The sequence below is a fragment of the Flagellimonas lutimaris genome (genome assembly GCF_003581615.1).
Taxonomy (GTDB): Bacteria; Bacteroidota; Bacteroidia; order Flavobacteriales; family Flavobacteriaceae; genus Flagellimonas; species Flagellimonas lutimaris.
Window position 1 is genome coordinate 1 of record NZ_QXFH01000004.1, and the last position, 14,909, is coordinate 14,909.

Below are 14,909 nucleotides of genomic sequence, written 5' to 3' on the forward strand. Positions count from 1 at the left end.
ACCTTAGCGGCCTTGGCGACGGCACGATCACCCTTAGCGTGACCCTGACCAACGGGAACGGTACAGGTGGTGCGGTCACGGATACTGCGACAAAGGATACGGCTGCACCAGCTGACTATACTGTTTCTATTGATCAATCTTTAATTAACATTACAAATCAAAGCAATGTAAGCTTTACATTTTCTGGTGCTCAGCTTTTATCTACTTATAGTTACACGTTTAGTAGCAGTGGTGGAGTGGGTACAATATCAGATAGTGGTTTAATAATAAGTGCTACACAAAATATTAATAATATAGATTTGAGTAGTTTGCCGGATGGAACAATAGCATTAAGTGTTGTATTAACAGATTTATTCGGTCCTGGTAATCCAGCAACAGATACAGCCATTAAAAATACAGCAGTGCCTTCGGGTTATACGGTGAGTTTTGATCAAGACCCCATAAATCAAACCAACGAAAATAATGTAAGTTTTACAATCACTGGGGCGGAGATTGGAGCCGATTATGAATATTCCATCTCAAGTAGTGGGGGCGGGACTCCTGTTATAAGTACAGGGGTAGTTGGTTCTGCATCAGAACAGATCAACACAGATTTAAGTGGCCTTCCTAATGGAACTCTTACTCTTTCCGTAATTCTTTCCAATGTAAATGGAGATGGTTCGCCGGCAACAAATACAGCGACAAAAGAAACTTGCTTTGCCGGCACAACAGCACCTGCTTTAGATGGTTCTGTAGTCACTACTTTTTGTGATGACTTTAATCAGGATTTGGATCTCTATATTTTAAACACAGCACCGGTGGGTGCGGAATTGAGATGGAGTACAAACTCCGATATTTCGGTAACGGTTGACTATTTGGGGGGTAGTGTCGTGAGCGCTCCAGGCACTTATTATGGGTTCTTTTACGACGCTTTAAATGATTGTTTTAGCAATGCTACGCCGGTAACCTTGACTCAAAGTTTTACACCAACCACTGGGATTGCTTCCAATTTGGGAACATGTAGTGATGCAGGTAATGGGGACACCTTGGTGGATTTGGATGATAGTTTGAGCGGTGCTGATCCAGGCGCTTGGCAGTTAACAACAGCTCCGGTTGGAGCATCCATTTCTATAAATGGCAGCAACATCGTTGATTTTGATGGTCAGCCACAAGGAGATTACATATTTACCTTTACCACTACAGGGGCACAAGGAACATGTGCCAACCAAAGTGTGGATGTTACCGTTACTGTTAACGACTGTTCCGGTCCTTGTGATGCGGGGAATACGGCACCTCAATTTAACGGGGACAATACTACCATTGAATTCTGTGATGTAGTGAATACAGATTTAAACGATTATCTAACGAGTACCACGGCTCCTTCGGGGACGGTGCTTATATGGAGTACCAGTAATGACCCGACCGTAACAGGGGCGCACTTAAATGGAGGTGCAGTTGTGGAACCAGGAACCTATTACGGATTCTTTTACGATGAAACCAACGACTGTGCCAGTCCCATATTACCTATAACCTTGGTTCGCAATTTTACGCCGACCATAGATAGTACAACGGGAGATGCTGGTTGTGGTGCATCCATTTTGACACTTTCAGCCACTGCTTCAGTTACGGATGACAGTAATATTAGTTACACATGGTACGATGCTCCAACAGGAGGAAATATCGTGGGAACAAGTGATACGTTTACATCAAATACCTTATCGGAAACTACTTCATTCTATGTAACGGCTTCGGCCAATGGTTGTGAAACAGAGCGCGTAGAAGTGGTAGCAACTATTAATGCTGCACCCAATGCAGGTACTCCAACGAATGCTGTTGCTTGTAATGTTGTGGGTGATGGCGGACCAAATAGTATAGACTTGGACGATAGGCTTGCTGGAGCAGATTCCGGAACCTGGACCATTATTACCGATCCATCTAACGGAACATTGGTTATTGGTTCGGGTAATACGGTCGATTTTGTTGGATTGCCAAGTGGAAATTATATATTCGAGTATACTACTAATACAGCTGAAGCACCTTGTACAGATCCTTCGGTACAAGTGACTATTTCTGTAAGTGATTGTGTGGTGGATTCGGACGGAGATGGTCTTTCCGATGGTGAAGAAGCCACCTTGGGTACCAACCCTGACAACCCTGACACCGATGGAGATGGTCTTACCGATGGAGAAGAAGTATTGGTGATAGATGATATAAGTACAACGGCAGTTCCAGAAAATGCAACAGATCCTCTAGATGCTTGTGACCCGTTCTTGACCCCGGATTGTAATCCTGAGGACATTGATTTGGCGATTACAAAGGAGCTCCAAGAAAGTGGTCCTTATTTAGAAGGAGATCAAGCGGTATTTGTCATCACAGTGTCAAATAACGATATGACCCGTGTATTGGATATTGTTGTAACTGATGTATTAGATCCATCTTTTCAATATGAAAGCCATCAAGCCTCTATGGGAAATTATGATCCTAATACGGGAGAATGGAGCATAGCGGAAATGACCGCCTCAGACGCCGAAGCTACACTGGAAATATCAGTTACGGTAACCGAGTCGGCAGTTCTACAGAACACCGCTACGTTGACGTCTTCATTCCCTGCGGATAACACTATAACTGAAAACAATACTTCAACGGTAACGATTAATGAAGATATTGATTTAGGTATTGCCAAAACTGTAGAGGATAACAGATCCAAATTAATCGGTGGTGAGGTTACCTTCGAAATCACAGTTTCCAACAACGATTTAACAAGGGTGTTGGATGTCATAGTTTCTGATGTGTTGTCATCTTCTTTCACATATAGCAGCCATAATGCTTCATTGGGAGATTACGATCCAGGGACCGGAGAATGGTCCATTCCGGAAATGGCTGCAAATGTTGAGGAAGCAATACTGACCATTACTGCAACTATTAATGATTTGGAGGATTTGGAGAATACAGCTACTTTGATTTCTTCCTTCCCAGCAGATGCTACTATTACCGAAAACAACTCGGATACCGTGACGGTAAATGCAGAGAGAAGTCAATGCGAAGATCCAGGTACCATATGTAATATCTTTTCGCCCAATGGGGATGGATGGAATGATACACTGACCTTGGTAGGTCACGAACAATATCCAAACAACACATTCGAAGTATTTGATCGCTATGGAAACAGTGTTTTCCAAATGGACGGATATGATAGTTCATGGGATGGAACAGGAAAGAACGGACAGTTGCCCAAGGGTACATATTTCTATATTCTGGACCTTAATGGAGATGGAACGGATGTGGTAAAAGGATGGATTCAAATTGTAAGGAACAACTAAAATGCCAGATACAACAATTTTTTCAAAATACAGAATTGTTCTACTAGTGCTTTTTATGGCCATAGAGCTTGCTCAGGCACAAAAGGAGCCTCAGTATACCCAGTACATGTACAATATAGGGAGTTTTAACCCGGCCTATGTGGGCACGGTAGAAACTCCTGAAATAATTGGCCTGTACCGCGCACAATGGGTGGACATCCCTGGAGCGCCAACCACCATACGTGGAGGGGCCAATATTCCCTTCAATAATGAGAAAATGGGATTGGGTATCAATATTGTGAACGATGTGTTGGGACCCTCCAAGCAAACCTATTTCGATGTGGCCTATTCATATGAAATTCAATTGTCCGACGATACTAAACTTTCTTTTGGATTGAATGCAGGCGGCTCATCTTTAAATGTTGATTATTCGGAAGGTACCTTTGAACAAGGTTCCGACCCTTCACTTTTAGGAGGAAATTATAGTAGTTTTTATCCAACGGTTGGTGCTGGACTTTTTATGTATCACGAAGAAGATTGGTATTTGGGAGCTTCCGTTCCCAATTTTTTGACCGATGAATTATATAATGACGAAGTGGCCACCATTGTGGAGGATTATATGCAACTCAATGTTATTGGAGGATATGTGTTTGAATTGAGCGATCGTACCAAATTTAAACCTGCCTTTTTAATGAATTATCTCCAAGGTTCCCCAGTAACGGTAAACCTATCGGCCAATTTTCAATTTATAGATGCACTGACCATCGGGGCTTCTTACAGGTTTGATAATGCTGTGAGCGGATTGGCAGGATTTCAGATATCCAACGCCATGTTTATAGGGTATTCTTATGACTATAACACCAATGGCCTAGGTGAGTACAGTGGCGGTTCCCATGAAGCTATTTTGAAATTTTATATTGGAAGGGGCGGTTTTGGTTCCGGCAATAGCAAATCAAAGAACAAGAAGTCAAAAAATAAAGGAAAACAGATTGATTCCCCAAGATTTTTCTAACATGAGCAAAGCAAATAAAATACAGATAACACTATGGACATCACTGCTGAGCGTCGTTTTTTGCTTTGCCCAAAAGAAACAAACCGAAGGAGATGTTTTCTTTTTTCAGTACGAATACCAAAAAGCGGTTCAGGCATATGAAAAACAGCTATCCGAAGGAACTTTAACCAAGCAACAGTTCTTGAACTTAGCCGACGCCTATTTCGAAACCAATAATTTTGAAAAGGCCTCCGAAGCATACATAAAGATTTATGATCAGGATACGTTGATGGATAGCCATCATTACAACAAAATGTTGCAAAGCCTTTCCAAATCACCCAATGCAAAGGGAAAAGAAGACTTTTTGGCCAGTATTTCCTCTGGCTTTCCAAAAGAGTTGATTGAGAATATAGAATTCAACAACCAATTAATGCAAAATGGTTCTGGAGTAAATCAATTGGATTACCAAATTTTCAACTTAGAGGCCAATAGCCCCAAAACGGATTTTGCACCAAGTTTCTACAACAATAAACTTTTGTTTTCAAGTGGTCGTCAAGTAAACAAAAAATTACGGTACGAACCCGGTAATGAGGGGTATTTCAATATTTATGAATCGGAGATCCAAACCTCTGGACAAATCATGTCCCTGCATACTTTTGAAGCATTGCAAGACACCGATTATCATAAGGCCACACCTTCATTTTCTTCAGCTTTGAACAGTGTGTTCTATGTAGTGTCCAACACCCAAAATGGAGAACTTTCTTTCGATTCCAACGGAAAAAATGCATTGTCTATCGCAAAGCAAACCATCGGTGGGTCTTATCAGTTGTTGTTAAAAGATTTGAGCACTTCTTTCTACTATCCTTTTTATGATGATGCGAATGGCAAACTATATTTTTCAGCCGATTTTGAAGATGGCTACGGAGGAACCGATATTTACTTCGTGTATACTAATAATGGACAGGTAATGTCCGCACCAATAAATCTCGGACCACGAATAAATTCATCGGGTAACGAGATTGCTCCTTTTATTTTTGAGGACAGTTTTTACTTTGCTTCCGATGTGTTTTATGGACTTGGGGGAATGGATATTTATAAATCCAATATGGAAGGTGAAGACTTTGGTTTTCCCATTAATTTGGGTGATCAAATAAACACCGAATTTGATGACTTTGGATTGATTATTAAAAACCAAGGCGATGGTTTGTTGGGCTATTTTGCATCCAACCGTCCTGGAGGTAAAGGCAAAGATGATATTTATGGTTTTAAGGTAGATGAAAAGCCTGGTCTCAAAACATTGACATTCAAGGGTGAAGTTGTAAACGATCATCGTACCTCCAGCGTAGTTCCAAACACCGTTGTTAGCCTATGGGATATGGATGGTAATATGTTGGCACAGACAACTTCTGATGAAGATGGCCAATATAGATTGGAAATCCCATACGAAACTGAGGTGATAATCGACGCTACAAAAGAAAGGTATTCAAGATACATTAAGCAATTCAAACGAGAAGAATTGGATGCACTACAAAATAGCTCTTTTGATATAGGAATTTCGTTGTACGATGATTTGGTGGAAGAGCGCGAAGGCCAGAAAGTTGTAAAAATGGACGATTTCTATTTTGACACGAGCTCAACGAAGCTAACGGATGAAATCAAGAGCGAGTTGAATAAGGTGGTCGATTTTGTGAAAGCATTTCCTCAGGTTCAACTGCGAATAGAGACCTATACAGACAGTAGAGGAGGTAACAGCACCAATTTTAGGCTTACCCAAGGGCGTTCCGATGCTATTAAGAAATACTTGGTGGAAAACGGTGTTCCTGCCACCAGTATTTTATATTCCATTGGGTATGGAGAGGATAAAATATTGAACAACTGTACTAATGGTGTGTTCTGTTTAGAAGGATTGCACAAACAAAACCAACGTTCCCTGGTGGTGGTGCTCAACGATAATGTTCTTTTTGATTAGATTACATCATCAGTTCCCAGCAATAATACAAGGCAAATAACGATAGAAAGACCATTCCTGAATAGGTAAGAACTTTTAGCCCTATTTTAGGTTGATGTTCCTTTGGAACATCTTTTCCCGTAACCGTTTTTAGGTTCATCCAACCTAAAAGTGGAGCAAAAACGAAAGATACAAAAGTGGCTAGCCCAACCAAATCTCCCATGTTGGCACTAAAAAGGCTGATGACAATAAAATTGATCCAAGCCATCACAATAACCATCAAGGCAAAGGCATGTTTTCTATTGTAGATATTCCTTTTAGGATAAAGCTTTTGGAGCACATCCAAACTTACTCTGGAGATAGCATCGTGTGCCGTCATACAGGTACTGAACATGGTCGCAAATGCAGCAACGGCAATAAAAAAGTAAGCCCAACTGCCAATGTGGGTGGTGAATAAGTTGACCAATTGGTCGGCAAAAACCACAGCGTTGCCACTAAGTTCGGTTCCGGTACCGTATAAGGTCATCCAGCCGATTACCATAAAAAACAAAGCTAAAACTGCCGTCAAAGTATAGCCTACATTGAATTCTTGAAGCGCAAGTTTAAGGGAGGGTTTATTCTTCATGGTCTTTAGATTTTCCATGCCCCAAAGACTCACCCAGCCCGATGCTTCTACCGCAGTGGGCATCCATCCCACAAGACCGATCAAGAATAAAATCCCAACTTCATTAAAAATTTCTGGTCTTTGATACGATGCACTGTCAGGAACAGGACCTTTTTGGAGCACCATCACTGTAGTGACCAACAAGGCAACAAATAGAACGGTAATTACAGCCTTTAAGGAGTTTTCAAGGAATCTGTATTTGCCAATTATCAAAATCAAACTTATAAAAACAAATAATCCTAAGGATATGGTTCCTGCACCTAAAGAAGTCACATCGAAGAGGTTCATGAACAAGCCTGCCGTAACCACATAAAGAGCTGCCAATATCGTAAAGGTGGAAATTAGGGTCACAAATGCGTAAATGTATAAGTAAGTCTTGCCCAAGTTGGTATATCCCTCAATCAGACTTTTTTCTGTAACCGTAGTGTACCGAATACCAAATTCAAAAAAAGGATATTTGAACAGATTGGCCAAAAGAATGGGAATTACCATAATCCATCCATATTGGGCTCCTGCTTTTGTGGATAACACCAAATGTGATGTGCCAATGGCCATACTGGCAAACAATAGGCCGGGGCCGAGTGCTTTCAACAATGCCTTCATGCAGCTTGTTTGTTAATTTTCAGGCAGGAAGATATGTTTTTTTGTTGAAAGTTTTCTCGTTTCCTCTATTTGCGAAACCATTTATTCTATACCTAAAAGTGATTTCTGGAACAGTTTAAAAATACGGGTATACTCGTCCGTCCAGCTACTGGGTTCCACAAAGCCGTGTCGTTCCACAGGATAGACCGCCATTTCCCAATTTTCTTTGCCGAGCTCGATCAAACGTTGGGAAAGTCGAACCATATCCTGAAAATGCACATTGTCGTCCACCATGCCATGAAGAATCAAAAGGTCGCCTTGTAATCCATCCGCAAAATAGATGGGAGAGCTTCGCTTGTAGGCCAAACTATCAGTAGCAGGAGTATTTAAAATTCGGGCTGTATAGCCATGGTTGTATGTGGCCCAGTCACCAACGGAACGTATCGCTCCACCAGTACTAAAAGTCTCAGGTGCGTTAAACATACCCATCAAGGTGATAAACCCGCCGTAGGAGCCTCCGTAAATACCAATTTTATCTGCATCAATGCCGTATTCATCCACTAACATTTTGGCACCATCTACTTGGTCGGATAAATCCTTGCCGCCCATGTGTCGGTAAATGCCTGTGCGCCAATCTCGACCGTAACCAGCACTTCCACGATAATCAATATCGAGTACGGTATAGCCATTATCCACTAAAAGGTTGTGGAACATATACTCCCTAAAATAAGAGCTCCACCATTTGTGGGCATTCTGCAAGTAACCTGCTCCGTGAACAAAAATTACGGCTGCTTTATTCTTCACCGAAGATTCGGGTTGATACAGTCTTGCGTGAACTTCTGCACCATCGGATGCCTTGAACGTAATGATTTCTGGATCCTTCCACTTATACGCATTAAAGTCATCACTGTTCGACTTTGTAATTTGCACCGCTTGCTGATTTCCACCTGTTTCAATGGGATTATTTTGAATAAATAACTCCGTTGGCTTATTGGAGTAGGAATAGAGAATGGCCACTTTCTCCTCATTGGGGGATAGTACTACATCATTTCTACCAATCATATTGGTCAATTTTTCCCATTTGCCTCCTTTTAAGTGCATGGTGTAAAACTGACGGTCGCCCGGATGGGTTTTGTTCGATGTGAAATACCATCTGCTATTATCTTTTGATAACGAAGCACCATAAATTTCAAATTCTCCAGAAGTAAGGGCTTTTGCTTTTTTGCTGTTTAGGCTCATGGTATATAAATGGGAATACCCCGTTTTTTCGGACATGAACCATATGCTTTTATCATCGGGCATCCATCCCAAAGAACCACCGCTCCATCTGCCAATACCGGGCCCTCCAATCCAAGCCTCATCATGTTGGCGGTCCAACTGTTCTACTTTTCCAGTTTTTGGGTCCAGTAATACAATCCACCGATCCTTGTAATCGTTGGCTTGAATATCCAAAATGCCTTTTGAGCCATCGGTGTTCCAAGTTGGACCATTGATAAAACCGATACGGTCTTCGTTTTCATAGGTTTTGTCAGGATAATCTTTGGTGTATTCTGGAACATAATCCAACCCTTCCAGATTATCCAAAACCACAGGATAGTTTTTACGGTTTTTGATATCGTACACAAACATTTCGTATTGCGTTGGCTCGTTACCTACTTTGGAACGGGTGTTTTGATCTTCGGTATATCCAGATTCCGTCACAAAATGAGGTACAATGGTTCCTTTGGATTCTGGACGGTCCATCAAAACGTAGGTAATGTAGGAGCCCGACGGGTCAATTTGAAGACTGATGACCCGTTTTCCTTTGGTTTCAATTTCCAAAGGCTCCAGAGCTTCTAACTTTTTACTGATTTCTTTCCCGGCATCTCTTTTCGCTTTGCGCTCTTGCAATACATCAAAAATTCCCAACTGGTCTTGGTAGAGCCATTCATCTTTAGTGTCGCGTTGTGGTTCCTTTTCCTTGGATTTTACAAATTGTGTTTTTTGCTCCAAGAGTCCGGAAGCAATATTCCATGTAAAAAGTCCCCCATCTTTTTCAAAAGCTATGCTTTTTCCATTATCGGTAAAATGCGGATTGCTTTCCCGGCTCTGGGTTTTGGTTATAGGTTTGGAAGTGTACGTGTCAATATTTAACAAGAAGATGTCTCCGTTTTTGGAGTAAACAGCTTCCGTTTTGGCTTGGTTATAGGTCAATCTAGAAGATGGAAGTGCATTAGCCTCTAAAAATTGTACTTTTTTAATGTCTTTGCTGTTGACGGAATAGGCGTAGATTGAATCACTTAGTGCTCCGTCGGGATTCCAGTCAAAATACAGGGTTTGTCCATCGGTCGACCAATAAGGACTGGACGGCCTGTGACCGACAAAGTCATCTCCTTGCATAATATCCTTTATTTTAAGGGTCGAGTTATTTCCTTTTTGAGCTAAAAGCGAATTAAAGGTGATAAGAAAGAGCACGAGTAGCGTAAAAAATCTTCCCATAGTGATTGTGCGGTTTAAGGTGGTTTGTTCTTCAAATATCGGCTATTTTGATGAGTTTCTAGAATGCAATCCGAAAAGGAAAAGTTGAAAAAGTACCCATATTTGTTATCAGAAAAAGTATCTTTAATACGTACAAGATGTAAATTGAATCAATGCATATCTTTTTATTGTAAGAGTAATGGATTGATTTAGAACCATTTAAAACTAAACCAAACTAATATCAATGCAAATTATTGAAAATTCCACGGTCTATGATGCTATCATAGTTGGCTCTGGAGCGGGAGGTGGTATGTCCGCCAAAGTACTTTCAGAGTCGGGGTTAAAAGTAGCCGTTGTTGAAGCCGGACCATTCTTTGACCCGGCCAAACAAGAACATCAAACGCAATTAAAATGGCCTTACGAAAGTCCACGTAGGGGAGCAAGTACCCGTTATCGCCCTTTTGGTGATTTTGATGCCGCCTATGGAGGATGGGATATAGAAGGTGAACCCTATACCCAAAAAGATGGGACCCAATTCGAGTGGTTCCGATCTAGAATGTTAGGTGGAAGAACCAACCACTGGGGCAGGATTTCCTTGCGGTTTGGACCAAAGGATTTTAAGCATAAAGATGTGGATGGCCATGGGGACAATTGGCCCATAAGTTATGAAGATGTAAAACCTTACTATGATAAGGTAGATAAGATGATCGGAGTTTTTGGAACCAACGAAGGGTTGCCCAATGATCCAGATGGTTTCTTTTTACCACCACCAAAACCTAGGTTGCACGAGCTTTTTTATATTAAGGGAGCACGAAAAAGTAATGTTCCTGTATATCCTTCAAGGATGTCGATGCTCACCAAAAAAATAAACGAGGACCGGGGAGTCTGTTTTTATTGTGGACAGTGTAATCGGGCATGCCAAGTATATGCTGATTTCTCCGCAGGAACCTGTTTAATTTTCCCAGCTCAGAAAAATGGAGGTCAAATTGACCTTTTTGTCAATTGTATGGTTCGCGAAGTGACCACGGACGATGAAGGAAGAGCCACCGGGGTGTCCTATATCAACAAAGAAGATAGAAAAGAATATAAACTGAAAGGAAAAGTAGTGGTTCTAGGAGCTTCGGCCTGTAGTTCGGCGCGAATCCTTTTGAACTCTAAGAGCAAACAACACCCGAATGGATTGGGCAACAGTAGTGATGTTGTTGGAAAGTATTTGCACGATTCCACAGGAGCTGGTAGAGCAGCCTTTGTTCCAAGTTTAATGAACCGGAAAGTTTCCTATAACGAAGACGGGGTAGGAGGTATGCACGTATACTCCCCTTGGTGGGGAGACAACTCCAAGTTGGATTTTCCAAGGGGTTACCACATTGAAGTGTGGGGCGGTATGGGAATGCCCAGTTACGGGTTTGGATTCAATGCCAATGAGTTCAACAAGTTTTTTGGGACCAAGGTTGGTGGCTATGGCGATGTATTGCGCAGTGATGCCAAGAAATATTACGGTGCCGTAGTGGGTATGGCTGGCCGTGGTGAGTCCATTGCACGAAAAGATAACTATTGCGAGATAGACCCGACCACCGTAGATGAATTTGGTATCCCCGTGTTGCGATTCCATTACAAATGGTCACAGTTTGAGATTAACCAAGCCAAACATATGCAAGATACTTTTGAGGAAATCTTGATCAATATGGGCGGTGAACCTTTAGGGGATAAACCAGGCAAGGACACCAATTACGGCTTGCACAACCCAGGTAATATTATTCATGAAGTGGGAACCACTCGAATGGGAGATGATCCCAAGACTTCGGTAACCAACAAATATCAACAGTTGCACGACGTGGACAATGTATTTATTGTTGATGCTGGACCATTTACATCACAGGCAGATAAGAACTGTACTTGGACCATTTTGGCACTCTCCATGAGAGCTTCGGAATACATTGTGGAGCAATTGAAACAACAAAACATTTAAGGACATGGACAGAAGAAAGAGTTTAAAATCGATTATGCTGGGTACCGTGGCCGGTGGATTGGCCGTCCATGGGTGTAAGCCCTCAACAGGAACTGAAGAATTGGTGGAAGCACCAAAAATTACTTATCCGGGCAGGGTTCCCTTGGAAACAGAATTGATCAATGAACTGCAGGATGAGCAATTTTTAAATCCGCACGAGGTAGAAACCCTTACCATATTATGTGACCTTATTTTACCTCCCTCGGAAGAATTCAAAGGCGCATCAGATGCCGATGTCGTTAGCTTTATTGAGTTTATGTGCAAAGACAACGAGTCCTTTCAGCCCGATATTCGTGGTGGAATAATGTGGTTAGATCATAAAAGCAACACCGAGTACGGCGTGGAATTTAAAACAGCCACCGAAGAGCAACAAAAAGCCATTTTGGATGAAATTGCCTTTTATGACCCCGAAGTGCCAGGAAATGAACGACCATTTGAGGTGAATTTCTTCTCCTTGGTTCGTAACCTGACCATGACCGGTTTTTATACTTCTAAAATTGGTATAGAGGAGATAGGATACAAGGGTAATATGCCCAATGTATGGGATGGGGTTCCAGATGATGTATTGGAACAGCATGGCGTATCTTATGATGAGGAATGGCTGGCCAAGTGTGTGGACCAGAGAAAGCGTGGCATTATTGCCGAGTGGGACGAGGATGGGAATCTGTTGACCTAAAATTAATCCCAAGATGTAAAATAGGGCTCAATCTTTAGGGATTGGGCCTTTTTATGTTTTAGATGAAATTTAATAGGACATTTCTAAACACATTTTATTACTTTATTAAAAGACAATTTAATTGAGATGATTGCAAAAACATATTATCCTGAGCATCCCTTGGATGATTTGTATAGAGAATGTTATTATCTTCATGTGGATGATATTGTTGGGATAGGGCGTATTCCAGTGATAGATGATTGTTGTTATGATTTCATCTTTTTTAAAGAGGCTGCAGGTACCTTTTATTATGGGAATGACCAAAAAAGAGTTCCAATTACCAGTAAGGTGTTTACCATTCATGATGTAACTCCTCCATACCGTATAGAAGCAGAGAGTTCCCTCACCTTTTTTACGATTAAGCTGCAACCTTGGGTGAATGCTGGCTTTTTCTCTTCTCTGCAAGAATCTGGTGTAGTGGATGTTGATGGTTTTGACGACCAATTAAGGTTATTTTACCAACAAGTTTTTGAAATGGATGATGCCGCAGGACGTTTTGTTTTGGCGGAAAACTTGATGAGGGATATGCAGTTCAGCTTAACACCTTCCATGGAACTGGTCCGTAAAATCTGTGAATATATTTATGAAGAACAGGGAAAAGTCACGGTGAACGAATTGAGCGACCATTTTAATCGATCAAGACAGTATTTGGGAAAGGTTTTTAAAAAAGAAGTAATGTACACTTTGAAAAAATTTATCATTACCGTTCGCATATTGGATTTGGTCAAGTTTAAGGCCAAACACCCTAATGTTTCACTCACCCAACTCAGTTACGATTACGGCTATTTCGATCAAGCCCATTTTATCAATGATTTTAAAAAGGTGTGCGGGGTAAAGCCGTTGCAGTTTTTTAATAATTTACCCCAGTTCCTGCTCCGTCACCAATAGGTTTCCATTTTTACAATTAATTGTTGGTGTATTATGTCTTCTTTGCATAAAATTTAAATTATGAAATATTGTTGGACGGCTTTGGTGATGTTATTGTGCTTTGGATGTGTGGACAAAAGCAGCGTTGAAAATAAGGAATTGTCACCCAAAATGGAGTCTGTAAAAGACTCCTTGGATACGTATTTTACAAAACTTACGGCCTTGCAAAAATTCAATGGGGTGGTGTTGGCTTATAAAAATGATACCTTACTCTTGGAAAAAGCCTATAATTTGAACCAAGACTCTCAAAGTTCAACTTATGTGAGCGTGGATACCCAGTTCGATATTCATTCCATTTCTAAATTGATGACCTATTTCTTGGTGACCAAATTGGAGCAAGAAGGAAAGCTTTCGATGAGCCAGACCTTGGATATGTTTTTTGAAGGTTTTCCCAAAGGAAAAGATATCACAATGAAGATGCTGTTGGAACATAGTTCAGGACTCCCAAGGGAATTGTCGGGTTTAGAGGGGCAAGAATACGATTTAACTTCAGATGAAATTGTTGTACTGGCCAAACAGGAGAATCTTTTGTTTGAACCAGGTACTGATGCGCAATATTCCAATGTGGGTTATGAGGTTTTATATAACATTGTGTCGAAGGCATACGAAAAATCATTTGCGCAATGTGTGGTAGATGAAATATTTGTACCACTGGGAATGGATAACAGCGGGGCTCACTTCTTTACCAAGGAAGATAGGATAAAAAATATGGCGCAAAACCATGTGCTCAAAGATAGTCTACCGGTTAAGGTGGACAATATTCAGCATGATGAGTTTCGGACTGCCCGGATATTTTCTACGGTGACCGATTTGAAAAAATTTTTGGACCATGTAAAAAATGAACCATATGCTTCTGCTTTAAAAAATGAGAATGCCATCATTGCCAAAGATGGTGGCTCAAAGGGCATTCGTGCTCAAGTGTACACTGATTTGTTGAACGACTTTGATTTTGTGTTGTTGGCCAATTATGATGAAATGCCATTTTTCGACACGATTGACGATATGGTGAAGTTATTGAAGTCTGAACCAGTGGAATATCCAAAGGAAATCAACAGAAAAGCCATTACGTTGGATGAAGAGGTACTTCAACAATATGAAGGCTCCTACGTCTTTGCCGATTTTGATGGTTTGGTTTTGGAGATTAAGGTTGAAAACAACCAGCTTTCCGTATTTCAAGAAGGCGAAAAAATAGGGGAGCTTAAAGCGGAATCTCCCACCGTTTTTTTCGAAAACCCGAAAGAGCCCGAATCTTTTGAATTCATTAAAAATAAATCGGGCACGTACGATGCTTTAATGGGATGGAAAGGGATTGTTGTAGAGGGAAAACGGAATTAAGGCA

9 protein-coding genes are annotated in these 14,909 nt (G+C 41.2%); 7 read left to right on the plus strand and 2 right to left on the minus strand.

What is annotated here, in order from left to right; translation table 11 throughout:
- The 3 genes from D2V08_RS00020 to D2V08_RS00030 all read left to right on the plus strand — a co-directional run.
- On the plus strand, positions 1-3,299 hold a 3,299-nt coding region (locus D2V08_RS00020), incomplete at its 5' end, for a T9SS type B sorting domain-containing protein (protein ID WP_119606111.1).
- Position 3,300: 1 nt separating this feature from the next.
- Entirely contained in the window at positions 3,301-4,290 is a 990-nt protein-coding gene (locus tag D2V08_RS00025; RefSeq protein ID WP_119606112.1) for a PorP/SprF family type IX secretion system membrane protein, read from the plus strand.
- A 1-nt stretch (position 4,291) separates the two neighbouring features.
- The gene (locus D2V08_RS00030) at positions 4,292-6,238 is read left to right on the plus strand and encodes an OmpA family protein (protein ID WP_119606113.1); all 1,947 of its coding nucleotides are present in this window, start codon (positions 4,292-4,294) and stop codon (positions 6,236-6,238) included.
- A gap of 1 nt (position 6,239) precedes the next feature.
- Here the strand turns inward: D2V08_RS00030 and D2V08_RS00035 are convergent, their stop codons facing one another.
- Both D2V08_RS00035 and D2V08_RS00040 read right to left on the minus strand, forming a co-directional pair.
- Positions 6,240-7,484: an NRAMP family divalent metal transporter gene (locus D2V08_RS00035; RefSeq protein WP_119606114.1), complete on the minus strand. Its 1,245-nt coding sequence runs from the start codon at positions 7,482-7,484 to the stop codon at positions 6,240-6,242.
- 81 nt (positions 7,485-7,565) lie between these two features.
- On the minus strand, positions 7,566-9,941 hold the full coding sequence (locus tag D2V08_RS00040; RefSeq protein ID WP_119606115.1) for a S9 family peptidase: 2,376 nt from the start codon (positions 9,939-9,941) through the stop codon (positions 7,566-7,568).
- 223 nt (positions 9,942-10,164) lie between these two features.
- Between D2V08_RS00040 and D2V08_RS00045 the strand changes: the two genes are divergently transcribed.
- The 4 genes from D2V08_RS00045 to D2V08_RS00060 all read left to right on the plus strand — a co-directional run bounded on the left by D2V08_RS00045 (position 10,165) and on the right by D2V08_RS00060 (position 14,905).
- Entirely contained in the window at positions 10,165-11,889 is a 1,725-nt protein-coding gene (locus D2V08_RS00045; RefSeq protein ID WP_119606116.1) for a GMC oxidoreductase, read from the plus strand.
- Positions 11,890-11,893: 4 nt separating this feature from the next.
- Positions 11,894-12,604 (plus strand): gluconate 2-dehydrogenase subunit 3 family protein, encoded by a 711-nt coding sequence (locus tag D2V08_RS00050; protein WP_119606117.1) that lies wholly within the window; start codon positions 11,894-11,896, stop codon positions 12,602-12,604.
- A 126-nt stretch (positions 12,605-12,730) separates the two neighbouring features.
- Entirely contained in the window at positions 12,731-13,531 is an 801-nt protein-coding gene (locus tag D2V08_RS00055; protein ID WP_119606118.1) for a helix-turn-helix transcriptional regulator, read from the plus strand.
- Between the two features lie 60 nt (positions 13,532-13,591).
- A complete protein-coding gene (locus D2V08_RS00060; RefSeq protein WP_119606119.1) occupies positions 13,592-14,905 on the plus strand; it encodes a serine hydrolase domain-containing protein in 1,314 nt (437 codons plus the stop codon).
- Positions 14,906-14,909 lie beyond the last annotated feature (4 nt).

What these genes read in the sequence shown, in the direction of transcription:
- D2V08_RS00025 (WP_119606112.1), top strand. Translation starts at nt 3,301, where the DNA reads ATGCCAGATACAACAATTTTTTCAAAATACAGAATTGTTCTACTAGTG.
- D2V08_RS00030 (WP_119606113.1), top strand. Translation starts at nt 4,292, where the DNA reads ATGAGCAAAGCAAATAAAATACAGATAACACTATGGACATCACTGCTG.
- D2V08_RS00035 (WP_119606114.1), bottom strand. Translation starts at nt 7,484, where the DNA reads ATGAAGGCATTGTTGAAAGCACTCGGCCCCGGCCTATTGTTTGCCAGT.
- D2V08_RS00040 (WP_119606115.1), bottom strand. Translation starts at nt 9,941, where the DNA reads ATGGGAAGATTTTTTACGCTACTCGTGCTCTTTCTTATCACCTTTAAT.
- D2V08_RS00045 (WP_119606116.1), top strand. Translation starts at nt 10,165, where the DNA reads ATGCAAATTATTGAAAATTCCACGGTCTATGATGCTATCATAGTTGGC.
- D2V08_RS00050 (WP_119606117.1), top strand. Translation starts at nt 11,894, where the DNA reads ATGGACAGAAGAAAGAGTTTAAAATCGATTATGCTGGGTACCGTGGCC.
- D2V08_RS00055 (WP_119606118.1), top strand. Translation starts at nt 12,731, where the DNA reads ATGATTGCAAAAACATATTATCCTGAGCATCCCTTGGATGATTTGTAT.
- D2V08_RS00060 (WP_119606119.1), top strand. Translation starts at nt 13,592, where the DNA reads ATGAAATATTGTTGGACGGCTTTGGTGATGTTATTGTGCTTTGGATGT.